The organism is Undibacterium sp. 5I1 (assembly GCF_034314085.1).
GTDB lineage: Bacteria > Pseudomonadota > Gammaproteobacteria > Burkholderiales > Burkholderiaceae_D > Undibacterium.
In genome coordinates, this window is the sequence record NZ_JAVIWI010000001.1 from 3,793,861 (window position 1) to 3,816,752 (window position 22,892).

Below are 22,892 nucleotides of genomic sequence, written 5' to 3' on the forward strand. Positions count from 1 at the left end.
CAAACGAAATATTTTTAGATTATGATCGGCATCTATTGCATAAATTACGACTGTAATTTATATTGGCAGTGGAAGTTCCTTCTGATGAGAAAGAATGTGCTGCCGGAAGTGCGATGTGAAATGATAAGCTCGATGTAAATTGGTAAGCTACATGCAAAGCTAATTTGTTGATAGCGCCGGATCATTCCACATGTGATTTGAAATTTGACAAGGATGTCTATGTTTTCCCAAGCACTTTCTAAATGGCTGGACAAGCGTGGTTTTCATTACGCCTGGATCATCGTCATCATTACCTTTATGACAGCGCTGTCGTCTTCGGCTGCGCTTGGCTTGCCCGGTGCACTGATGCAGCCATTGAGCAAAGAGTTTGGCTGGAGTGTTGATCAGATTTCTTCAGCGCTCGCGGTTCGTTTTGCCTTGTTCGGTCTGATTGGACCATTTGCAGCAATTCTGATGGAACGGTTTGGCCTGCGTAATATTGTGGTGACCGCACTAAGCTTGATCGCAACCGGCTTGATCTTATCAACCCGCATGACCGCGTTTTGGCATCTGGTTGCTTTGTGGGGCATCACGATAGGCATAGGATCGGGGTTAACCGCTTTGGTGCTGAGTGCGATCGTATCTAATCGCTGGTTTGAAACCCATCGCGGTCTGGTGATTGGTCTTTTGACGGCAAGCTCGGCGACCGGGCAACTGGTATTTTTGCCCGCGGCGGCATGGCTTACCGAGCATCTGGGCTGGCGCATTGCGGTGTTACCGGTCTCATTTAGTTGCGCTGTAGTAGCAATCGCTGCCTTCTTTTTCATGCGCAATCGTCCTTCAGAAGTAGGACTTATACCCTATGGTGCTGATCCGGCGATTGCCATCCCGCCAGTGGCGCCTGTTAAATTCAGTTTTAGTATGCCGTTTACAATTTTGCGTGAGGCGGCAAGTCAGAGAGTGTTCTGGATCTTGTTTGGCACCTTTTTTATTTGCGGCCTCAGCACGAATGGCTTGATCCAAACCCATTTCATTTCTTTATGTGGTGACTCTGGTTTGGCGGCGGTACCTGCGGCCTCTGTATTGGCCATGATGGGTGCTTTTGATCTGGTCGGTACCATCTTGTCTGGCTGGTTGTCGGATCGCTATGACAACCGTAAATTACTGTTCTGGTATTACGGCTTGCGTGGTTTATCCCTGTTTTGGTTGCCTTACTCCGAATTCACGCTGTATGGCTTGTCCTTGTTTGCGATGTTTTATGGCATGGACTGGATCGCAACGGTACCGCCGACGGTCAGATTGACCACCGCCACTTTCGGTAAAGAACGCGCTGGCATGGTGTTCGGCTGGATATTTGCGGGACATCAACTTGGCGCCGCCGTGGCGGCTTATGGCGCGGGTCGTGTCAGAACATTGATGCTGACTTACAACCCGGCGTTGTACACGGCTGGTGCAGCATGCTTACTCGCCGCGCTGTTGGTGATGATGATTAAGCGGCGGGATTCTAAAGTAACTGAGCGTAAAGCAGCGTAAATTAATTGAGCATATTGAAAGCATTTTTGTAGCTTTCAATATGCACAATATCAAGCTTGCTACTGGCTAAGCGCCTGGCGCACAACACGTAAAAACTCATCGGACAGACCCGGCTCATTCACCACACGTGACAGCATCAGCGCGCCCACCATGCTGGCATATGCGACTAAGACCGCATCGCGCTTTTCTTGCGATGACTCTGCTTCTGCCAGTACAGTCAGTTGATCAAGCTGCTGACGCACACCGTCAGTCAATGCATCACGCACTCCCGAAGAAAGTCGTGCCACCTCAGGGCCAAGAGCGACCACTGCGCAACCAGCACCCGGATTGTCACGATGCTTAGGTGATAGATAAGAGGCCGTGATTGCCTCGAACGGTGCATCAGGATGTTTGGCTGCAAGCCTAGCCCATGAGCCGGCAGAATTCTCAAAAGTCCGCGCACAGGCTTCCACCATCAAATCTTCTTTTGAGTTGAAATTGCCATAAAACGCGCCATTAGTCAGCCCGGCAGCTTTCATCAGATCAGCTACACCAATACCGTTATAGCCATGCTCACGAAACAGTTTGGCGGCAGTATCAACGACCCGTTCACGATTTTTCTCGGCCTGTTCTCTGCTGACTTTCATGATGCTTCTTTCTATAGATTATTCATTACGATAATAATATAAAAATCATTGGGCAGGCAGATTGCTCGGCAAGTAGTAGATTCAAATGAAAAAATAGTCACTTTATTTAGCGACGATGATCTGTTTATGGCGTAGTCAGAAATGAATCAACTTTAGAACAGGACTTGCGCAAAAACCGCCCCAACTGCGTTGCAGCGACTCGCCCTACTAAAGTACTGCCGTCGACGCTACACCTTACCGGGACGATTTTGCTTAAGTCCGATAAGAATATGTAATATCAAAAATGACAACGACCAATTACAGAGAACAAAGGCAAGGGGGCGTATGACTTAGGAGCAAAGCCTATATTGCCAGCTGCGGACGCCTAATATCTAGCAGTAAGCTATTAATAAACTCAACTCGTAGATTTAAAGAAGAAAATGAAGGCGACTGGCATTAACTATCGGTGCACCTCAGCGCATACAAATTGGTAGTTAAATTTAAACCAAGAAATGGTTTGAATGGTGCGACCGACAGGAATCGAACCTGTATCGCCAGCTTCGGAGGCTAGCATCCTATCCGTTGGAAGACGGTCACGTCTAGTTAATTACAGGCCGCTATTGTAGCTGGTTGGGTTCTAAAATGTTGGTGGAAAATGTACTAAATCGTCGTTTTGAATAGCTACTAATCAATTTTTTCGCTATGTTTTCATTTTAAATCGAGAAAAAATTTTATTTTTTTAAAAATTTTTGTATATTTTCTATATGCCGAGCGACGTCTCTCATAACTCAGTTGACGTTTAATAATATCAACAGAGAAGGAAGTAAATCATTAAAAAACGTAGATTTAAAGAGAAATTTAAAGCTTAAGTGATCAACGTTGCGCAAAAGGCTGGGGATAATAGATAAAACATTATTTGTGTCTGAGGAGTAGTTATCGCAGTCAATTGGCAGAGGCTAGCAGTAACGTTGTCGCAATCACTACACATTAGCGCATCGGCAGGCGATTTTTAGTTTGTGTCCAGCATTCACCTTTTTCCGCACCTCGGTCATTCTTGCGTTTGGCTTATTACTGGCTTCGGGAGGTATAACTACCATCTGTTGATTCAACCGTTCATAAAATTATTAATATAAAACTCAATGATTGGGTTGCTTTTGAAAAGAATAGGGCCGCATTAAAAGAGACCGTTGAACAGGTGCGGATGAAAACTGTCTATCTCTCTCAAGACAATCCCCACCACTCCGGCATCAATCGCCTAATCTCAGGCTCCGCAAACCGATCATCAATCAAATAAATCACTCCTTGATCCGTCGTAGTGCGGATGACGCGTCCTGCTGCCTGAACTACCTTTTGTATGCCGGGATAAAGATAGGTATAGTCATACCCTGAGCCGAATAACTGCTGCATACGTTGTTTAATCTGCTCATTGACCGGATTCATTTGGGGTAATCCCAATGTCGCAATAAAAGCACCAATCAAGCGCGTACCAGGCAAATCGATTCCCTCACCAAAGACGCCACCTAAGACGGCAAATCCTATCCCATTACTGGACTCGGTGAAGCTCTCTAAAAAATGTTTTCTGGCGCATTCATCCATACGCCTTGTTTGTGTCCATATCGTGATTGATGGAAAGCGTTCTTGGAACAAACGTGCAACTTGATCCATGTACTCAAAGCTACTGAAGAAGGCCAAATAATTGCCCGGTGCTTCTTCATATTGTTGCGCCATTAAGGTAGTCATTGGGATTAAAGAATGATCACGGTCTGTATAGCGGGTCGATATTGTTTCAATGATATTCACAGCTAACTGGTTAGCGCTAAAGGGGGATTCCACATCGACCCATGCAGTGCTTTCTGGCATACCCAGTAAATCACAGTAGTAATTCCAAGGACTTAAGGTGGCGGAGAATAAGGCACTGGTATGTGTTGCTTTAAACCGAGGTTTGAGAAACGGGGCTGGCACGATGTTTCTGATGCAAAGTATCGAGTCGCCGTTCGTCGCTGTCGCGTCAAATAGTGAGTGATCTCCAAAGCTCTCACCTAAGCGATTAAAGAGTAAAGTATCGAAATAAAACTGCTGTAGTTCTGGACTAATGGTAATTGGATTGTCTGCAAAGTAAGCACCTATTTCAGAGCAAAGAGTGATTAAGGCTTTACCGAACTTATCAGGCAGTTCGGCATGAACGACATAAGCTTGCTGTTGATCGTTGTAGCGCTGTTGTTGCTGCTGGCTCTCCTGCGCTTTTTCTAATGCGAGCCATTGGCGATGAAGCCGGTCTAATGACTTTTTTAAGATCGCCGTTGCTTGCTTACGTACCACCTTAAGTTGTCGATGACTCAGCTCTGCTGTGTACATGGCACGCGCTCTGGCAACCATGTTGTGCGCCTCATCAACGAGTACACCAATCTTCCAGGCATGACTGATGGTTAGTCCATACAACATGGCGTTCAGGTCAAAGTAGTAGTTATAGTCACCGACAATCACATCACACCATTTCGCCATTTCTGTACTGAGGTAATAGGGACAGACCTGATGTGCTAAGGCGACTGAACGTAAATTCTCTTGATTTAGGATCGGCACTTGTAAGGCCGCCGTGCGTGCAGAAGGTAGACGGTCATAGAACCCTTTTGCTAAAGGACAGGAGTCTCCATGACAGGCATTTTGCGGGAACTCACAGGCATTGGTTTTAGCGACGAGTTCCAGTGTTCGTAAAGTCGTGCGTGGCAGGTTTTCTTGTAGCGTTTGAATTGCATGCAACGCTAACTGGCGACCTGACGTTTTTGCGGCAAGGAAGAAGATTTTATCGAGCTGGTGTTCAGCACTGGCTTTGAGCATAGGAAACAAGCTACCTATCGTTTTACCGATACCGGTCGGTGCTTGTGCCAATAAGCAGCAGGTACGGTTACTGGCTTTGTAGATAGCCTCCGCCAGCTCACGCTGTCCCGCTCTAAATTGCGGATGGGGGAAACGCATCTCCTTTATGGCGCCATCACGTTGTTCCCGATGCACTAGCTCTTGCTTAGCCCAAGTTAAAAACTGATGACATAGACCATCGAAGAAAGACGCTAATACTTGCGCCGTATAGATTTCTACTAGGGGTGTTTCTTGTTGGGAATCGACGTTGTAGTAGATTAGCGCGACGTTGAGCTGGGACAGAGCCAGCTTTTGGCAAAGCAAATGAGCATACACTTTGGCTTGTGCCCAATGCAGTTGCTGGTGATTATCCGGCATCGCACTCAAGTTGCCGCGATAGGTCTTGATTTCTTCTAGCTGTTGATGTTCAGGATCATAGCCATCCGCTCGACCTTTAACCAGTAGCTCTGAATAGCGGCCTTCGAGCCGGACTTCACGCTGGTAGCTGGCTGCTCTGCGGGACGTGACTTGCGTATGACCTTCTATCCCTTCTTGCGCCGAGGGAGATGGCGTAAAACGAAGATCGAGGTTACCTTGTTTTGCAATAAATTCACACAGAGCACGCACGGCAACAGTGTAGAGTTTGAGACTCACTGAGTTTCCTCAAGCCATTCGAGGTAGCACACTGAGATTGGCATCTGATGTAGGGTGCAGTAGTCGATTAGTCGTTGCTGATTGTCTTGCAGACGGTCACCAGGACCTTTGACTTCAATCATGTTGTAACGCTGATCTTTTGGCCAGAACTGGATTAAATCAGGAAAGCCATTTCTGTTCGCCTTAATGTCGGACAAGAGTCGGTGAAACCAATGCCGTAGATGCTGCGCAGGGATACAGGTTAAGGCAAGATTGAGCAAGTCCTCATCTAAGGCACTCCAAAAGACAAAAGGCGATTGAATACCTTGTTTGGCTTGGTAGGTGTGACGTATGGTGGTGAGGTACTCATCAGAATCAAGCTGGACTAGGCAAGCAGCAAAGTCGCCCTGTCGTCGTTGATGGAAATCAGCACTGGTTAAATCGACTGGCCCGCGGTGGAAAGGATGGAAGAATGCACCCGGGATAGGCTTAAAAATAGCTGTCCAACAAAGCAAGCCAAATAGCGAATTGATCAGCGTATTCTCAACATAGTAGACCGGTGCTTCTTCTTGCATCATATGATCTTTAACGACGCCTTCGACGTAAAACGACGTGTCGGGACACGGTAGTCGGAGTGTAATGATGTCGGCTTTAGACATCGTTGGTGTCACTGGTTTCTGATGGCCTAGCTTACGATTCAGGCGTGGCGCACTACGCTGTAGCTGCTGGAGTTCGGCATCACTCTCAGGCGCGCTAAGGGCCTCGTTGAGAAGCTGTAATGCAGCGGCACTTTGCCCTGTCTTTTCTAATACGCGGATGGTACGCAGCCTGGTTCCTGGATAACGACTCATCTCATAAACAGCTAATGCTTGAGCCCAGTCTTTTTGCTTTTCTGCTTGTTGTCCCAGCTGGAACAGGAGCTTATCGCGCCGTCGATTGATCCAGTCATTCTCGCTAGTGGTCTTTGCTAACTCACCGAGTACCAGTGCAATGGGTTCTTCCGCATGAAACAATTCGCGACAGGCTTGTAAGGCAATGTAATCCTCGATATCACGACGCGTTTGAAATCCTCGCGACGCCATTGAGAATGGGATTGCCTCATAGCGATAAATACCGAGATCAGATAAGACGAATTCTGACCAATCTTGCTGCCAATTACCAAAGAAGATCAGGCGCAAGCGGTCACAGAGGGCTTTGTTCTGGATGTGCACTACTGATTCTTTTGAGGAAGGATGCCAGGCGGAGAATACCTTTGCTTGGGTGCTAACGCCGGGAAGATGGCCACGAAGATAGTCAAGTTGTTCTGCCTTGCGGAGCTGTTTAATTGGTCTGGTGAGTGAGAATACGGCAACAATTTCTGGCTTTTGTAGAAGCTCAAAAAGCTGGTCTAACGTCAATATCGGATCAGGGTTAATCCATCCTGTTTTGATCAAAGGCAACATCGCTTGATGTGTGTCACCTATCTCAGGATAGCTCAGTTTGCTTTGACGAAAATAGTCGCCTTTACGCATGACCATGCGAACAAATAAGGCTTGGGATACTTGTGGCAAGTTACCGAAATCTGCAATGAACGTGCGCTCTTCAGGAATTAAAACATCATCGTATCGTTCACTGACCCAATCCAGTACTAGTTGGAAGTTACACAGGTAGTACAGCGGGTTTGGTAAGACTTGCTTCATTGCGGGATGTAGATATTTTAACTGTATATGCATACAGTTTATCTGTTTACCTTGGAGTTTGATAGTGACTGTTATATGCACTGGACTCCTCTTATTCTTTATGTGTGTTTAAATCAAATCGTTGATTCAAAATTAATGCCCTGGAAACGACTTAGAATTTCTAAAAACACAACTTAAGTTAAGTTAAATTAATAATGGTGAGATTGTTTTAAGAACAGACTAATCCTATTAGCCGGCTCTCCAAATCGTTGCAAGCGCCGTGAGAGAGATTAATACTGAACACTTTGACCATCGGTTTAGAAAGTTAAGGATGGGAGAAGGATATTGATGATCGCGCTTTAATTCAGATGGAATCTAAAGCCCTGGGCGGCACAGGATGCTGTATCTGTAAGGAGAAGTACAATTGCTAAATTTCGGTTTAACTACAATGCAATGGGGCGCGACGGTCGTCACTTTTAGTTGCGTCGACCGGTTGAAATTACCACAGTTATCTTTAAAAACGAGCCACGACCGTAAGAGCTCGTTCAACATCGGATTGATTTATGTCGAGATGTGTCACCCAACGGATGCGTCTGATAGGACCAACTTTGCTTTTTTGAATGCCGCTTGTCACACGAATATTGTTCTCTGCCAAATATGGCAAAAAGACGCTTGCGACATCGCTGGCAACATCCATAAACAATATATTTGTATGTGCAGGATGGACGACAGTCGAGCTTTCATTCAGTCTGGCATGAGTGCGGATAATCTCTTTTAGTCCGTTCGACAACATCGACGCATTTGCATGGTCATCAGTCAATCTTTGAACATTATTTTCTAGTGCATATATACCGGCTGCCGCCAATATTCCAGCTTGACGCATACCACCACCGAGCATTTTTCGTGTGCGTTTCGCCTGCGTAATGAAAGAGGAAGAACCCAGTAATAAAGATCCTATTGGCGCACCTAAGCCCTTAGACAAACAAAGCGAGACAGAATCGTAGGATTCGCAGATATTCTTCGCTTCCTCGATTGGATCGGTACTATTCTCTGTCGCGATCGATACTGCGGCGTTCATCAAGCGCGCGCCATCAATATGTGAGCGCAAACCATATTTTTTTGCCAGCATCTGGACATCACGCATATAAGCGAGTGGCAGAACTTTGCCACCGGTCGTGTTTTCAAGAACGATAAGCCGTGTCCTTGCAAAATGAGGATCATCGGGCTTAATCGCAGATGCAATATCGTCAAGCGCTATCGTGCCATCTGGCTGATTTTCTAAAGGTTGAGGCTGAATTGATCCGAGCACTGCCATGCCGCCAGCCTCCCAACGATAAGTGTGCCATTGTTGACCAACTATCGCTTCATCTCCACGCTGGCAATGTCCCATTAAGGCGATCAGATTGGTTTGAGTGCCACTTGGTGCAAACAGAGATGCCTCAAATCCTAGCATCTCTGCCGCCATGTCTTGTAGCCGATTGACGGTAGGATCATCTCCATATACGTCGTCACCTAAAGGCGCGTCGGACATCGCTTGCTTCATCGCGAGTGTGGGTTGCGTTACGGTATCACTTCGAAAATCGCCCATGAATTTATTCCGATAAAAGATGGTTTGGTTTGAGACTTTTGAGTGATTGACTAGTAGATCTGTTATTTGCTGACTAGTCGTCAATTTATTGGAGAGTGCTCGACAATATCATAAGCAAAGCGAGTCGTTATCGTGACGATAAAAATAGGGAATCATACAAAAAATAGTTATTAGCCAAATACAATTTGGTTGTACTGTCCCGCTGATGTATACGCTCTAAGTGGCGATATCGGAGTACATTGACGTTTCAGTCAGCGATGTCGTAATGGCTGTTGAAACATATTTCATATCAATCTGGAGACAATAATGAGACGAGTTCGTAAAGTGATTATCGCAAGTTTGTTCACATGGGCCGCCGCTATGACTGGTTGTAGCTCAAATCCAATGATGTCGAACGAGGTTGCGATCAACGGAAAATTAACAGCATCTGCCGAGACGCCATCAAATTCGAGTACCGGAACGGGTTTGCTGGCGGCGACGTTTAACAAGCAAACAAATGTTCTCAACTGGACTGTGTCCTATTCTGGGCTGACTGGCCCAGTGAAAGCAGGGCATTTTCATGGACCTGCAATTGCCGGACAAAATGCTGGTGTGGCACTGGGTTTCACCGGTAGCACTGATAGTCCAATCAAAGGCTCTGCAACATTGACTCCAGCACAAGCAGCCGATTTGTTAGCGGGCAAGTGGTACGTCAATTTACATACTGCGGCTAATCCCGGTGGTGAAGTTCGTGCTCAGGCTTTGATTGCGCAATAACTCAATCGGATGATGATTATTTCAAGTTGTGTCGAATGTACGCGGTGAATATGCGCCGTGTACTTTTTTAGGTCTTTGCCAAAAAAGATTTAAATATCCATAGCGCCTAATATGCAGTATGGATTTGTACAAAATAGCTCAATTATGTTGTAACAGACCATTCGACACTTCGCATAAACGAGCGAGATTGCATGGGTATGGGGACGCGCTGCTCATCATAATTGATCGGCGATATTCAATGGCATGAATTGACGGATTATATGTCTCCAGCTTTATAACCTGGCAGGTGCTTGATCCTATAATGAGGACTGAAGCATTACTCGCCTGGCAGACCGCATGGACTATTGCATTCGGGGTGGCACAGAACCTATGGCAAAAACCGATACGACTGCCATCTGTCAAATTGAAGTCAATGGATAGAATAAAGTATCGGTTGAGAAAACATTTGCGGTTTTTTACTTTACCCTCCAACTAATAACAAAATAAAAGTGATGAGACACAATTCAGACTTATCTAAACGGATTGTGATCGATCCCTCAATATTACATTGGGTCGATTCACCAATCAAAGGCATTCAACGCCAATTACTAGAACGTGACGGAGAGGAAATCGCAAGAGCTACATCGATCGTGCGTTATCAGCCGGGTTCTATTTTTAAGACCCATCAACATGATTTGGGTGAGGAAATCCTTGTTCTGGATGGGGTACTTTGCGATGAATCAGGAAGCTACGGTCCGGGGACTTATATTAAAAATCCCCCTGGATCTTCACATGCGCCAAGCTCTGTGACGGGATGTACATTGTTCGTCAAATTGCGCCATCTTGATCCGGACGATAGCCAACGTACCATAGTTGATACGGCTAGTGAGGGATGGTCTCCAGGACTTGTGCCGGGTTTGTCAGTGATGCCGCTGTCAGAGTTCAATACTCAACATACGGCCCTAGTACGATGGGCGCCAGGGACGCGTTTCAGTCAACACCGACACTATGGTGGTGAAGAAATCTATGTATTAGCCGGTACCTTTGAGGACGAGTTTGGAAAATATCCGGCTGGTACATGGATACGCAGTCCGCATTTGAGTATGCACAGTCCTTTTAGTGAGGAGGGATGCACTATCTTAGTCAAAACTGGGCACTTGCCTGTCGCCGGCTCAGCAGAAACATTCGGATAACGCCCTTCCCAAGATATCACCAACTTTCGAACCCGTATGCATTGCGGAGAAATAGTGCACTTGCTTGGAATCAAATCGACTCAGTGAGATGCCAAAATGCTGATGCGATTGTCTTGCCCATGTGAGGTATAGTTGACCTTGGCAAATTTGAAATTATCAATTTAAGGTTATGTGTCCAATGAATAACTCGTCGAATTACACACCTCCCAAAATATGGACTCCTAATACCCAGCAAACAGGACGATTTGCGAATATTAACCGCCCGACCGCAGGCTCGACTCATACCCGCGAGCTACCGGTAGGTCGTCATCCGTTGCAGCTTTATTCGCTTGGAACACCCAATGGTGTCAAGGTTACAGTGCTGCTTGAAGAGCTGCTAGCCGCCGGATTTGTAGGCGCAGAGTACGACGCCTGGTTGATCAATATCAGTGAGGGCGAGCAATTCAGTAGTGGATTCACCGATATCAATCCGAATTCAAAAATTCCTGTTCTGGTGGATCGCACTAATTCAAGTCCAATCCGAATTTTCGAGTCCGGTGCAATCATGATTTATCTGGCCGAGAAATTTGGCGCCTTCTTTCCTGAGGGCGCCGCCGACCGAGCGGAGTGTCTTTCATGGTTGTTCTGGCAGGTGGGGAGTGCTCCATTTCTTGGCGGTGGCTTTGGGCATTTCTATGCTTATGCGCCTGAGAAGATCGAATATGCAATTAACCGCTATGCCATGGAGGTTAAAAGACAGATGGACGTTCTTGACCGCCGGCTCGCCGAAAGTCAATTTGTTGCCGGCGATGAATATACTATTGCCGACATGGCGATTTGGCCATGGTACGGTGCATTGGCCAAAGGACAGTTGTACGAGTCAGGAGAATTCTTGCAGGTCCAGGAATATACTCATGTGCTGCGATGGACTAATCAGATTGCACAACGGCCTGCTGTAAGACGTGGACGTATGGTGAATCGTGTTTTTGGTGATCCGGCAAGTCAACTGCATGAGCGACACGATGCGAGTGATTTCGATACAAAAACGCAAGACAAATTATTTAAACCTGTCTGATCAGTGATACACCTCTGAATGGAACATCAACCCATGATGACTTTTTATGATTGCAGTACTGCCCCCAGCCCACGTCGCGCGCGAATCCTCCTTGCAGAGAAGAAGGTAGTCTACGAAACGGTTCAGGTTGATTTAAGGAGCGGAGAGCAACTCAGTGAGGCATACCGACAGATTAATCCACTCTCTACGGTTCCTGCGTTAAAAACGGAGAGCGGAATGGTATTGACTGACAATGCAGCGATCACAGCTTTTCTTGAAGCAAAGTATCCAGAGCCACCGTTGCTCGGAATAACCCCGGAAGAAAAAGCCGAGATTGCGAGTTGGAACTGGCGTGTTGAATTTGAAGGATTGCTGGCAATTGCAGAAGCAATGCGGAATAGCTCCCCTTCGATGAAGCAACGCGCTTTGCCAGGACCAGTGGACTACCAGCAGATTCCAGAACTCGCCCAAAGAGGTCTGGCGCGGGTACAGCAATTCTTCGTTACTTTGAATGATCATCTGGCAAATCGGGAGCATATTGCGACAGACCGATTCAGTATCGTCGACATTACTGCGGTAGTTACTGTCGATTTCGCCCGTGTTGTGAAGATCAAGCCTGATGACCAATACCCCCATTTGCTACGCTGGCGCACACTGATGGCGAAGCGGGAGGCAATGTCTCTTTAGCCAGTATCGTCGAATTAACCTCGATGAATATAGCACCCATGTAGTCGGATGCATTTCAAAATTGATTGAACCGACATTCTGAACGCCAAAGAGATGTAATTTCCGGTCGGCGCCAACACTCACCTCATTTGAACGCGAGATCACCTTATTTTTAAAATCAGTGCATATCCAAAATGGTTGAAATATACCGAATGTATATAAAGTATTAATTGAGTGGTTTTTGCTCCAACCAGTCCAAAGATCATCATGTCTCAAGCCAATCCATCCATAGAACAGCAAGCGAGCTAGTCTCCCTTGTTGCTTCCGGACGTCTGGCGCGCCAATGAAACGGCTTATGTCGACCCTAGACCATGACGACAGGTTTTGAGAGTTTGGAGCATGAATTACCGAATGGCGGTTGGCCGCGGTCTAATTTAATTGAGCTCTTATCACAGCAGTCCGGCATCGGATCGACGCAGTTGCTTAAACCAATGTTAGCAAGATTGTCTCAATCACAAAAGATTGCCTTAATCCAGCCACTCTACTTACCTCAACGAATGGCTTGCCAATACTGGGGGATTGATACTTCACGACTTTTTTGGATTAAAGCTAAAAGTACGGCAGATGCTTTGTAGTCCACTGAAAAGATTTAAAAAACGCCAGCTATGGTGCAGTGATTCACCGGCAAACCAATTATCGTGCTGAATCCTTGCGCCACTTGAATCTAGCGGCACAGACAACGGATACCTGATTCTGGTTGATGCGACCGATATCCAGTGCAGGAGAAGCGTCTCCGCCACCGTTAGTCTGATGGGCAGCTGACGCATGCGCACTCCTTTTAATTATATTGAGCGGACCCAAAATCGAACTCTGTCATATTATCTGATGCGGTAACCGTCCGTATTTTCCCGTCGGTCAGATACAGAATGTGGTCACCGAATACTTTTGCATCTTCCATATCGTGTGTGATCAAGATCATAGGTACTTGCAATGATTGCTGCAAAATATCTAATTCTTTTCGCATAGTCATGCGCAGGCGGGGATCAAGTGCTGCAAAAGGCTCATCGAGCAGTAACGCTTTTGGTTCTGATATAAGCGCACGAGCCAACGCCGTTCTTTGTTTTTGCCCTCCAGATAGCTGGCTTGGAAACTGATTTGCAACTGCAGTCAACTGGAATGCATCAAGCCAATAATCCACCTTACTGTCCCGTATGTTTTCGTGCGGGTTAAGCCAGCCGTGGAATAAGCCAAACGTAATATTTTGTCTGACGTTTAGATGGGGAAACAAAGCGTAGTCTTGAAACAAATAGGCAAGATGACGTATCTGTGGAGCCAGATTAATACGATCTTTTTTGTCAAATAGAGTCTTGCTACCTAGTCGAATATATCCGTAATCTGGCTTAATTAATCCGGCGATCGCTTTTAAGGTCAGACTTTTTCCTGCACCTGATCCGCCCAGAATCACGATACGCTGACATGATGACGTGCATTGAATATCTAGTTCAAATCTGCGATCACCTGAAGAGAATATTTTTTGTATGTGAAAATCAAAGTACATCTGCAATTCCTATCCGGTTAAGGCCGGTTGGCAATACGGCCTGGAGCCAATCGTCCTGCCAGCAGAAGTACGGCAATACATACTGCTGAAGTCATTAATACCAATGTATTCGCTACGTCGTCTTGCCCGGCCTGCACTGCTTCATACACTGCAATCGACAAGGTTTGTGTTTTGCCAGGTATGCTGCCAGCCACCATTAAAGTTGCGCCAAATTCGCCCAAGGCTCGGGCGAATGCTAAAAGCACACCCGCTAATATTCCACGCCACGCCAGAGGTAGTGTCACCCGAAAGAAGATTGCAGTTTCCGATATGCCTAAGACTCGCGCTGCTTGTTCGAGTTGTCCATCAACCGCTTCAAACGCAGCTCGTGCAGGTTTGAATACTAAAGGGAATGCGACGATAGATGAGGCGATAACTGCGCCTTGCCAGGTAAAAATCAGGTTAATGCCAAACGTACTGTGTAGCCACTCACCCAGCCAACTGCGACGCCCCATGACTACTAGCAAGTAATAACCGAGAACAGTTGGCGGCATAACCATAGGAAGAGTGAGTAAAGTATCCAGCAAGTCGCGGCCGAAGAAGCGCATACGTGCCAGCAGATACCCGACAGCAATGCCAGTCACCAAGTTAATTGCTGTTGCCCATCCAGCGACTTTTAACGACAACAGTAGTGCGGTCCATGCTGAATCCATGCTGAATCTATACGTTAAGTTAAACCTGGGAACTAAGGTTTTTGAAAGCCATACTGACTCAAGACAGCCTGACTTTGCGGCAAAAAGAGAAAGCCTATAAAACGCTTGGCCTCTTCGATGTGTGCGGAGTCTTTCAATTTTGCAACCGGATAACTGATTGACATTGTCAAGGGGACTTCCATCACGACTTTGACTTTATCTTTCATAATGGCAGCATCGGTCGCATAGACAAAGCCTGCATCAACTTCCCCGCGAGCTACATAATCGAGTGATTGGCGGACGTTTTGAGTATTAATGGTTTTGCTTTCAAGTGCTGGCCAAAGCTTAGCTGCTTCTAATGCCTGCATGGTATATCGTCCGACTGGCACGCTTGCCGGAGCACCAATCGCAATACGCTTAATCCCTGCCTGATTCAGATCATTCAGGCGTTTAATACTTACTTTGCTATCCAGTGGCAAAATGAGAACTAAGGTGTTGCCTACAAAATCACGGCGCTCATTGGCTACCACTAAACCTTGTTTTTCTGCAGTATCCATTGTCTCCTGATCGGCGGAGGCAAAGACATCAACGGGTGCTCCTTTCGCAATTTGTTGAAGTAATGCGCCAGAGGCCCCAAAGTTTAACAACACCTTTGCATCAGGATATTGCGCCTGATAGTTTTGTGCGATTTCCTTAAACGCATTGGTCAGGCTGGCAGCGGCTGAAACCGTTATTTCGCCTGCGCCAGCAGCACTGGATACCGCTATTGCGACGATGAACGACAAGAGTTGTGTGAACTTTCTGGCTTGCATGGGAGCTCCCGCATAATCAATCAAGTATCGTAATATACATGTATATATAGCGAACTAAAAGAACGTACAGGGCTTGCCCCGTAGATTAGAGTAAGGACTGATGGTGATACTTATTGATCAGACTCCAAATGCATTTCCTTTGCCAAGCGCAATAAGTGTTTTTCTGCAGCGACAGTTGCTGCGGCCTCCATCGCACGGAAGTTTACTAAAACTCTGGCACCTGCCTCGGTTAGTTGAGCGCCGCCACCTTGAGAACCGCCTACGGAACTGTGTACTAACGGTTCACGAAAATTTCTATTCATCACATCAACCAGCATCCAGGCTCGTCGATAGGACATATTCATGGTGCGGGCTGCTGCACTGATAGAGCCATTTTGTCCTATTGCCTCAAGCAGGTCGGCTTTGCCCGGCCCCATTGCGATTTCATCATCGCATAACAGACGCAGTTTTAAAGCAATCTTTGTCGCCATCGAAACGCCCTCATAAAGTGCTTATTATAAGTTGATGAGTTAGCATTGACCGGTATCCTCGATACAAGAACCTTAAGATCAGGGGGCAGTATTGCCTCGTTACAGAGTAGTTTTCGTTTCAAGGATGGAAGCTTGGGTTTACATTAAACCCAGATTTTCCAGTGGGCGCACCGTAGGTACTATTTGAGTGCTAATGGCGCATATCCGATCATTTTTGACGTTCTTCGTTGCTCATGGCGAGCCATGAGCAACGAAGAACGTCTTATGATCAAGATGTGATAGTTTCAGGCAATAGCTTTTAGTAGTTTTAACATGCGGGAAAAGGTTTTACCGTAGGGCGGGTAAAGCAAACTAACCCCGTTCATTTTGCTTTGATAAAAAACTGGTTTTTCCTTACTTAATGTGCGGAAGCCCCATTCTCCGTGATACGCTCCCATTCCGCTGGGACCGACACCACCGAAGGGCTGCGATTCTTGACTGAGATGCCATAAGCAATCATTAATCGTGACACCGCCGGATACTGTCTGCGACAGTACCAGATCACGGCTGGTGTTATCTGTACCATACCAATAAAGAGCCAGGGGGCGCTCTCGCTGATTGACGAAATCAATTGCCACTTTCACGTTGCCGTCATAAGTCACAATGGGCAGCAGCGGACCAAAAATCTCTTCTTGCATAATACGCATATCGGGCGTCACATTTAGAACGAGAGCTGGCGCCAATTTACGCGCATCTGATGTGGCTTTAGACATGGGCGTTCTTGTCAATGGAATTGTTTGTGCTCCCCGCTCAACTGCATCGGTGACTAAGGTTTGTAACCGGGCAAAGTGACGTTCATTGATGATCGATGTGTAATCAGAATTATTATCCAATGTCGGATACATCTTGCTGGCGGCGGCAACTAATGCTGCAACCAATTCATCGAGTTTGTCGGCAGGTACCAGCAAGTAATCTGGTGCAACACAAGTCTGACCTGAGTTTAGTAATTTGCCAAATGCAAGGCTTGCTGCAGCTGATTTGATATCGGCGCTAGAATCAATAATGGCTGGCGATTTGCCCCCTAACTCCAATGTTACAGGCACCAAGTTCTTGGCTGCCGCGATTGCTACTTGTCTGCCGATCGAAGTAGAGCCAGTAAAGACTAAATGATCAAACGGGAGTTCGGAGAATGCTCGGCCTACCTCCATACTGCCGGGAATGACGACTAGTTCATCTTCAGTGAAATAATCTGCGACTAACTTTGCCAGTAACAAAGAATAGTTCGGTGTAAATTCGGACGGCTTCAACATCACTCGGTTACCTGCCGCAAATGCCGCAATTACGGGTCCAATTGCCAGTTGATGAGGGTAATTCCAAGGTGCGATAACGCCGACTACCCCAAGCGGCTGGCTAAGGAGTTTGTTTTTAGCGGGCAAATATTGCAATGCAGTGGTGACTCGCCGCGGCTTCATCCAGCCAGCGAGATGACGTTTTGTATGCTTGATAGAGGACACAATGAGAGATAAGTCCGCTAACTCAGTCTCATGCTTTGAGCGATGGCCGAAATCGGCGCTGATCGCCTCACAGATTGCATCGCCATGATCTACGGTCAGTTTTGCCAAGCGATTTAGCCAGTCCAAACGTTGCTCAAGGCTAGGATTTGGATTGGCACGATACGCGTTACGTAAGCGTGTTAACGCAGCATCTAATGTCTGAGCAATAACCTCAGGGGCCGGATTCATTTCCATATTGATCTCCTTAATTTTGTTGTTGGCTTACGGCGTGTTACTGACCCTGACCACGGTATTTTATGCAGGTCTTATCGGCGTGTGCGTACAATATAGTCCCTTTACATCTCATTACGTTAGACCAAACTCCTTAGGAGCGGGTAGAAAATTGTTATCCTCATGACGAATCATCAAACACGTTGGTGAATACGTATCGGCTTAATATCGTTGACTGGCTTTGTTGGACTTAGGTGGAAGCCGCTGATATATGCGGTGGAAGCGCCGCAGATGATCGCGGCACCAGTACTCGACAATACAAAATAAGGGTACGCTTCAAACTGCTGTGTTTAAGGGAGTCTGTTTCTGGGGCATTCAGGGCTTATTTAACCCAGATTTTCCATTGGAACAGCGACAAGTTCGCCAAAGGTGCAATTGTCGCTGTAGCGTTCCTACTCAAATCGCGGTGGTGTTATCCCTCTGATGACCGCACGCCGTCTGGGTTTCTCCGAAGTGGTAGCGGTCTAATGGAAAATCTGGGTTTAAGCATCTCTATGCTTTCCGCAATGTACTCTCTGGTTATGCACTCTGCGAATGTATTTGAATATTTTCGACCTTACCAGATGATGGCTACGTCTGTCCCGACAAAAACCGTAGCCATCTTTAATCGGGAATTTCCCTTAGGAAATACGCCCTTAGCATTCAGATCGCACCTCTGGTACGCCTGATGAAAAATCCAGGTTTAATTAAGGGCGCGTTACTGCATCAATGCCAAGAACGCTGGCATCTTCGGCGCCGTGCCCGGCTGCGATTAACTGATCCATTCTGTCCGCAATTGCGGGGAGTGTCGCCATAGGGCGGTTACCTGATGTCTCCAACATCAATCGCACATCTTTGCGTGCCATCGCCAGCTCAAAGCTCGCGGTGAAGTTGCCTTTTGCCATGTTGAGTCCGCGTCCACCGACCATCGCATTGAGGTCTAGCATGCCAAGCAACTTGATCGCATCTTCACCATGGATATCACTTGCCTGCGCTAGAGTCAACACATCCGCCATCACCGCAGATAGACCAATGATCATCGCATTACCTAATAATTTGTTGGCAGCGGCAAGGTCGGATCGCTCGCCCATATAAACTAAGCGCCCGGTCATATTAGCTAGCTCCTCTTTGACCGCTTCGAACAGTTCGCTTGGACCGGCAACCATCATTGAACCTTGCGCATTGCGCGCAGCCGGCGGCCCCATAAACACGGGACAGTGCAGATACTTTAGTCCTACGGTATTGAGTTGTTCGGCGCGCTTTGCGGTGAGTGCAGGCAAGGTCGTCGTATGATCAATGAGGATCGCGCCAGGTTCGAGTGCTGTACGTGCCATGGCGATCACTTCTTCGACGACTGCGTCATCTTTTAATACGATATGCACTCGTGAGGCACCTCTAACGGCATCCGCAGGAGTTGCTGCAGCTTTGACTCCAAATTGCGTCAACGCGTCAACTTTGTCAGCAGATCGATTCCACGCGGTGACCGAATCACCGCGTTTTGCTGCCGCTTCAGCGAATGCAGCGCCGAGTAATCCAGTCCCAAGAAAAGCGATATTTGCCATAGTTTCATCCTATTGAAATTGAACAATGAAAGTTGAAAAAGCTCTTACAAGTAATTCGAGCTTATGCTCCCGACACCAGTATAGCCCGCTAAATTGCCTCGCGTATTGAGGCAATTTACGCGGCAGGGAAACCTAAATCCAGGTTGCATCGTATGAAGACACGGGCAAGGTCAACAGCTCTGGTATATTGCTGCGATTTTTGAATAATCTCTTCATTAAGCTCTGTATCAACGCTTAATTACGTCTTTGTCCCAATGCCTTTTCAATTTTTTGATCGGTTTTGTATTGGCTCAGTGCATAGACGGCCCAGATGGTTGCCGGAATCCAACCAAGAATAGTGATTTGTAAAATCAAACAAATGACGCCTGCAACAGGGCGACCAATCGTGAAGAAAGTTAGCCAAGGGAATATCAAAGCAATTAGTAAGCGCATTCAGGTACCTTAAGATCAGTAGATTAATAAAAGATGCCGGGGGGATTTAGAACTCGTTTTCTCGGTGGCTATCCACATTGGCGGTCAACAAGAGTTTCGACAAAGTTATTCAAACGCTACCATAGTTTAATTACAGGACTTACGCAAATTGTCAGCAATCCATTATGGATGAATATAATATACTCCCACTATGTATATTTAGTTGTCCAAGTGATTGCTGGTCTATATGGCGATTTTTTGATCAGAGCAGGGAAGTATATCTAAATAATTTTTATAAATAATAGAAATTACACAAAAGCCCGAACCCTTCACCTAGGTGACACAGTGGCAGAGAGAAAACAAGAGGATAGCGAATCAGCACTTTCCCCTGCCTTGATTGTTGCTTTGTTTCTCTGAACTTGTGTGTCATTGGGGTTTGAAGCTTTTTCATCCAGTTTCAATGACAATGGCAGCAAATTTATTGAGATTGGATTTGCTGTCTCGTGATTTTTATGCGCTTATGAACGGGTTCTTGTGGGTTTCTGGTCATTAATGCGTGGGTTTTTCATTCCAAACCGCAAGCTTTCACCTATAATCACAGGTTTGATGAGCTTAGCAACACAATAAGCTCGTTTGCAGCGCCCAGATTCAACTATAAATAAATTGCCACGAGGACTCCATGAGCAACGCACACGACCCGCACGACGACCACGAATCAGCGATCAAGACTCCAAAACAACTGATAGTTGCGATTGCTGCCAGCTTTCTGGTACCCATCATCATCATCGTTCTGCTAGTCAAATTTGTGACCACCGATAGCAAAATCGGTGCAGGTTCTGACGCACAAACACCAGAAGCCATTGCCGCTCGTATCAGCCCAATCGCTGATGAAGGCTTCACATTCAAAGACGCTAACGCACCTAAAGTGTTGCAATCCGGCGAGGTTGTCTATAAAGCAGTGTGCTCTGCCTGCCACGATACCGGTGCTGCGGGTTCACCAAAATTTGGCGACGCAGGTGCGTGGTCTGCACGTATTTCTCAAGGTTACGATACGTTGGTATCACACGCGATTGCAGGTATCCGCGGTATGCCAGCCAAAGGCGGCAACCCTGATCTGGACGATGTTGAAGTTGCCCGCGCTGTAGTTCACATGGCAAATGCCGGTGGTGCCAAGTTTAAGGAACCAGAAGTGAAAGTCGCTGCAGCGGCAGCAGCTTCTGCAGAGGCATCTGCTAAATAAACTGTAGTTGCACATCATCTAAAAGCCAGTCTAATGACTGGCTTTTTTTTAATTGTTTTTTATAAAACTCATTTATTCCAGATTTTCGATTGGAATAATGTCAGGCAGTTCGCCAAAGCTTCAACTGCTTTTGCAGCACAAGCACGCGTGATGGCGTTACGCGCAGTTCTAGCCGCAACAAAGGCATATTGACATCCTCCCCGCCCTAAAGGACCGGGATTCCTACGGCGCTGCGCGATGATTTACGAGTCGCTTCGGTGGGTTCCTGCTTCACTGAGCGGCCTGACTGCGCCGTCTCTCCACAGGCTAAGACGCGATGTCCTCGCGCTAAAACATTGATCGCGCCGACCACATCGGCGTGATTTTCGTAACCGCAATCGACGCACAGAAATTTCGCTTGTGTTTGCCGATTGTCTTTCGATACATGGGCGCAGGCCGGGCACGTCTGGCTTGTATGGTGAGGCGGAACGGCCATTAACATTCCGCCGTGCCACTGCACCTTATACGCCAGTTGGCGTCTGAACTCGCCCCAACCCTGATCGAGAATAGAACGGTTCAGGCCAGATTTTTGCGCTACCTTTTTGCCGGGCTGTTCGCTATTGCCTTTGGAAGACTTGGACATATTCCGTACCTGCAAATCCTCAATGCATACGAGCGCGTGGTTTTGGCTGATCGTCGTTGTGGTTTTGTGCAGGAAGTCTTTACGGGCATTGGCGATGCCGGTGTGAATCTGCTGGACTTTGGCTTTCGCCTTCTTCCAGTTGCTACTGAACTTGACCTTGCGGCTCATGCGGCGCTGGTAGCGCGCAAGGCGTTGCTGATGTTTCTTGAAGCTGTTGAGTGGCGCGATATAGCTCTCATCGCTCATGGTGGCGAACCGGGCAATGCCGACATCGATGCCGATAGCGCTTGTTGCCGTGGGCAATGGCTGTTCGACTTCGCGCTGCGTCTGGATCGAGGCGAACCACTTTCCGCCCGACTGGCTTACGGTGGCATTGCGAACCTCGCCCATCACATCACGGCTGTTGCGGTAACGCAGCCAGCCGAGCTTGGGTAGAAAGATGCGGTCGTTACCCTGATCGAGCTTGATCTGTTTCGGGTCGGGGTAGCGAAAAGTATCACCGCTACCCTTGCGCTTCAATTTTGGAAAGTCGGCGCGTTTATCGAAGAAATTCTTGTACGCCGTCTCCAAATCCTTCAGCGCATGTTGCAGCGGGTGACATGGCGCATCCCTCAGCCAAGGCGTGTCAGAACCATTGCGCCACCCGGTCAAGTGCTTCGCCATGGCGACGTAGCCAATGAACTTGTTACCTGCTTCGTGGTTCTCTTTTTGCATCGCCAGCGCCTTGTTATAGACGAACCGGCATGACCCAGCGAAGCGGCGCATGTGGCGCTCTTGCTCGCCATCGGGCATCAGTTCGTATTTGTAGGCTTGTAAGCGTTGCATAGTTCAATGATAGTTTGGTGTATGAGTAATGATAACGATATTCGACACGGAAGACACTGCGTTTTCCTGATGCATGTACATTTGGTCTTTGTAACGAAATACCGCCGTGAAGTATTCACAAAAGAAATTCTTGACGACCTGCGCCCGATGTTCGCCAGCGTCTGCACGGACTTTGAAGCGGAACTGGTGGAGTTCGACGGCGAGGATGACCATGTACACCTGCTAGTGAATTACCCGCCCAAGGTTTCCGTTTCCAATCTGGTCAATAGCTTGAAAGGCGTTTCCAGCCGCATGATTCGAAAGAAGAACTACCCTAGCATCCGCAAGAAGCTATGGGGGGCGCGCTATGGTCGCCTTCCTACTTTGCCGGTAGCTGCGGCGGCGCACCCATTGCCGTTATCCGGCAGTACATCGAACAGCAGCAGACACCACACTAGAAGCACCAAACCGGACGGCTTAGCCGTCCGCGCTCTTGACCCCGCCCTGAACGGCGAGGTTTGCCG

Annotated in this window: 20 protein-coding genes, 1 tRNA gene and 1 pseudogene; 9 read left to right on the forward strand and 13 right to left on the reverse strand. The window is 47.3% G+C overall.

Translation table 11 applies throughout. The annotated features are described in order from the left end of the window. The first annotated feature begins 219 nt into the window (after positions 1-219). A complete protein-coding gene (locus RGU72_RS16605) occupies positions 220-1,512 on the forward strand; it encodes an MFS transporter (protein WP_322120793.1) in 1,293 nt (430 codons plus the stop codon). Positions 1,513-1,571: 59 nt separating this feature from the next. Here RGU72_RS16605 and RGU72_RS16610 read toward each other — a convergent pair whose 3' ends face one another. The 5 genes from RGU72_RS16610 to ltaE form a co-directional block, all read right to left on the reverse strand. Then, positions 1,572-2,138 carry a TetR/AcrR family transcriptional regulator gene (locus RGU72_RS16610; protein WP_322120794.1) on the reverse strand — a complete coding sequence of 189 codons (567 nt, stop codon included), beginning with the start codon at positions 2,136-2,138 and terminating at the stop codon, positions 1,572-1,574. Positions 2,139-2,639: 501 nt separating this feature from the next. Further along, a tRNA-Arg gene (locus tag RGU72_RS16615) sits at positions 2,640-2,714 on the reverse strand. Positions 2,715-3,338: 624 nt separating this feature from the next. Beyond that, positions 3,339-5,624, reverse strand: coding sequence for an ATP-dependent DNA helicase (locus tag RGU72_RS16620; RefSeq protein WP_322120795.1), 2,286 nt, complete (start codon positions 5,622-5,624; stop codon positions 3,339-3,341). After that, positions 5,621-7,282 carry a VRR-NUC domain-containing protein gene (locus tag RGU72_RS16625; protein WP_322120796.1) on the reverse strand — a complete coding sequence of 554 codons (1,662 nt, stop codon included), beginning with the start codon at positions 7,280-7,282 and terminating at the stop codon, positions 5,621-5,623. Before RGU72_RS16625 ends, RGU72_RS16620 begins: the two co-directional genes overlap by 4 nt. Positions 7,283-7,775: 493 nt before the next feature. Further along, on the reverse strand, positions 7,776-8,849 hold the full coding sequence (ltaE, locus tag RGU72_RS16630) for a low-specificity L-threonine aldolase (protein ID WP_322120797.1): 1,074 nt from the start codon (positions 8,847-8,849) through the stop codon (positions 7,776-7,778). Positions 8,850-9,155: 306 nt separating this feature from the next. Between ltaE and RGU72_RS16635 the strand changes: the two genes are divergently transcribed. From RGU72_RS16635 to RGU72_RS16655, 5 genes are all read left to right on the forward strand, one after another. Next, positions 9,156-9,605: a CHRD domain-containing protein gene (locus tag RGU72_RS16635; protein WP_322120798.1), complete on the forward strand. Its 450-nt coding sequence runs from the start codon at positions 9,156-9,158 to the stop codon at positions 9,603-9,605. A 491-nt stretch (positions 9,606-10,096) separates the two neighbouring features. Continuing rightward, complete coding sequence (locus tag RGU72_RS16640; protein WP_322120799.1) at positions 10,097-10,777, forward strand: cupin domain-containing protein; 681 nt, start codon at positions 10,097-10,099, stop codon at positions 10,775-10,777. Positions 10,778-10,955: 178 nt separating this feature from the next. Continuing rightward, a complete protein-coding gene (yghU, locus tag RGU72_RS16645; RefSeq protein ID WP_322120800.1) occupies positions 10,956-11,831 on the forward strand; it encodes a glutathione-dependent disulfide-bond oxidoreductase in 876 nt (291 codons plus the stop codon). A 33-nt stretch (positions 11,832-11,864) separates the two neighbouring features. Further along, on the forward strand, positions 11,865-12,497 hold the full coding sequence (locus tag RGU72_RS16650) for a glutathione S-transferase (RefSeq protein ID WP_322120801.1): 633 nt from the start codon (positions 11,865-11,867) through the stop codon (positions 12,495-12,497). A gap of 350 nt (positions 12,498-12,847) precedes the next feature. Further along, positions 12,848-13,111, forward strand: coding sequence for a hypothetical protein (locus RGU72_RS16655; protein WP_322120802.1), 264 nt, complete (start codon positions 12,848-12,850; stop codon positions 13,109-13,111). A gap of 203 nt (positions 13,112-13,314) precedes the next feature. Here RGU72_RS16655 and RGU72_RS16660 read toward each other — a convergent pair whose 3' ends face one another. The 7 genes from RGU72_RS16660 to RGU72_RS16690 form a co-directional block, all read right to left on the reverse strand. Then, the gene (locus RGU72_RS16660) at positions 13,315-14,034 is read right to left on the reverse strand and encodes a sulfate/molybdate ABC transporter ATP-binding protein (protein ID WP_322120803.1); all 720 of its coding nucleotides are present in this window, start codon (positions 14,032-14,034) and stop codon (positions 13,315-13,317) included. 17 nt (positions 14,035-14,051) lie between these two features. After that, entirely contained in the window at positions 14,052-14,726 is a 675-nt protein-coding gene (modB, locus tag RGU72_RS16665; protein ID WP_322120804.1) for a molybdate ABC transporter permease subunit, read from the reverse strand. Positions 14,727-14,758: 32 nt separating this feature from the next. Continuing rightward, the gene (gene modA, locus RGU72_RS16670) at positions 14,759-15,517 is read right to left on the reverse strand and encodes a molybdate ABC transporter substrate-binding protein (protein WP_322120805.1); all 759 of its coding nucleotides are present in this window, start codon (positions 15,515-15,517) and stop codon (positions 14,759-14,761) included. A 110-nt stretch (positions 15,518-15,627) separates the two neighbouring features. After that, positions 15,628-15,987 carry a winged helix-turn-helix domain-containing protein gene (locus RGU72_RS16675; RefSeq protein ID WP_322120806.1) on the reverse strand — a complete coding sequence of 120 codons (360 nt, stop codon included), beginning with the start codon at positions 15,985-15,987 and terminating at the stop codon, positions 15,628-15,630. A gap of 284 nt (positions 15,988-16,271) precedes the next feature. Continuing rightward, positions 16,272-17,714, reverse strand: a complete 1,443-nt coding sequence (locus tag RGU72_RS16680; protein WP_322120807.1) for a coniferyl aldehyde dehydrogenase — start codon at positions 17,712-17,714, stop codon at positions 16,272-16,274. A 722-nt stretch (positions 17,715-18,436) separates the two neighbouring features. Further along, complete coding sequence (locus tag RGU72_RS16685) at positions 18,437-19,291, reverse strand: NAD(P)-dependent oxidoreductase (protein ID WP_322120808.1); 855 nt, start codon at positions 19,289-19,291, stop codon at positions 18,437-18,439. A 234-nt stretch (positions 19,292-19,525) separates the two neighbouring features. After that, positions 19,526-19,723, reverse strand: coding sequence for a YqaE/Pmp3 family membrane protein (locus RGU72_RS16690; protein ID WP_322120809.1), 198 nt, complete (start codon positions 19,721-19,723; stop codon positions 19,526-19,528). Positions 19,724-20,381: 658 nt separating this feature from the next. Between RGU72_RS16690 and RGU72_RS16695 the strand changes: the two genes are divergently transcribed. Beyond that, positions 20,382-20,942: a c-type cytochrome gene (locus tag RGU72_RS16695; protein ID WP_322120810.1), complete on the forward strand. Its 561-nt coding sequence runs from the start codon at positions 20,382-20,384 to the stop codon at positions 20,940-20,942. A 33-nt stretch (positions 20,943-20,975) separates the two neighbouring features. Next, positions 20,976-21,134, forward strand: coding sequence for a hypothetical protein (locus RGU72_RS16700; protein ID WP_322120811.1), 159 nt, complete (start codon positions 20,976-20,978; stop codon positions 21,132-21,134). 13 nt (positions 21,135-21,147) lie between these two features. Here the strand turns inward: RGU72_RS16700 and RGU72_RS16705 are convergent, their stop codons facing one another. After that, on the reverse strand, positions 21,148-22,389 hold the full coding sequence (locus RGU72_RS16705) for a transposase (protein WP_322120812.1): 1,242 nt from the start codon (positions 22,387-22,389) through the stop codon (positions 21,148-21,150). Between the two features lie 21 nt (positions 22,390-22,410). Between RGU72_RS16705 and tnpA the strand changes: the two are divergent. Next, a pseudogene (tnpA, locus tag RGU72_RS16710) lies at positions 22,411-22,826 on the forward strand (IS200/IS605 family transposase). Positions 22,827-22,892 lie beyond the last annotated feature (66 nt).

Coding starts and splice junctions, on each gene's coding strand:
- RGU72_RS16610 (WP_322120794.1), bottom strand. CDS start 2,138: ATGAAAGTCAGCAGAGAACAGGCCGAGAAAAATCGTGAACGGGTCGTT.
- RGU72_RS16700 (WP_322120811.1), top strand. CDS start 20,976: ATGACTGGCTTTTTTTTAATTGTTTTTTATAAAACTCATTTATTCCAG.
- RGU72_RS16695 (WP_322120810.1), top strand. CDS start 20,382: ATGAGCAACGCACACGACCCGCACGACGACCACGAATCAGCGATCAAG.
- RGU72_RS16685 (WP_322120808.1), bottom strand. CDS start 19,291: ATGGCAAATATCGCTTTTCTTGGGACTGGATTACTCGGCGCTGCATTC.
- RGU72_RS16650 (WP_322120801.1), top strand. CDS start 11,865: ATGATGACTTTTTATGATTGCAGTACTGCCCCCAGCCCACGTCGCGCG.
- modA (WP_322120805.1), bottom strand. CDS start 15,517: ATGCAAGCCAGAAAGTTCACACAACTCTTGTCGTTCATCGTCGCAATA.
- RGU72_RS16690 (WP_322120809.1), bottom strand. CDS start 19,723: ATGCGCTTACTAATTGCTTTGATATTCCCTTGGCTAACTTTCTTCACG.
- RGU72_RS16640 (WP_322120799.1), top strand. CDS start 10,097: ATGAGACACAATTCAGACTTATCTAAACGGATTGTGATCGATCCCTCA.
- RGU72_RS16675 (WP_322120806.1), bottom strand. CDS start 15,987: ATGGCGACAAAGATTGCTTTAAAACTGCGTCTGTTATGCGATGATGAA.
- RGU72_RS16625 (WP_322120796.1), bottom strand. CDS start 7,282: ATGAAGCAAGTCTTACCAAACCCGCTGTACTACCTGTGTAACTTCCAA.
- RGU72_RS16655 (WP_322120802.1), top strand. CDS start 12,848: ATGACGACAGGTTTTGAGAGTTTGGAGCATGAATTACCGAATGGCGGT.
- RGU72_RS16660 (WP_322120803.1), bottom strand. CDS start 14,034: ATGTACTTTGATTTTCACATACAAAAAATATTCTCTTCAGGTGATCGC.
- modB (WP_322120804.1), bottom strand. CDS start 14,726: ATGGATTCAGCATGGACCGCACTACTGTTGTCGTTAAAAGTCGCTGGA.
- RGU72_RS16605 (WP_322120793.1), top strand. CDS start 220: ATGTTTTCCCAAGCACTTTCTAAATGGCTGGACAAGCGTGGTTTTCAT.
- yghU (WP_322120800.1), top strand. CDS start 10,956: ATGAATAACTCGTCGAATTACACACCTCCCAAAATATGGACTCCTAAT.
- RGU72_RS16635 (WP_322120798.1), top strand. CDS start 9,156: ATGAGACGAGTTCGTAAAGTGATTATCGCAAGTTTGTTCACATGGGCC.
- RGU72_RS16705 (WP_322120812.1), bottom strand. CDS start 22,389: ATGCAACGCTTACAAGCCTACAAATACGAACTGATGCCCGATGGCGAG.
- ltaE (WP_322120797.1), bottom strand. CDS start 8,849: ATGGGCGATTTTCGAAGTGATACCGTAACGCAACCCACACTCGCGATG.
- RGU72_RS16680 (WP_322120807.1), bottom strand. CDS start 17,714: ATGGAAATGAATCCGGCCCCTGAGGTTATTGCTCAGACATTAGATGCT.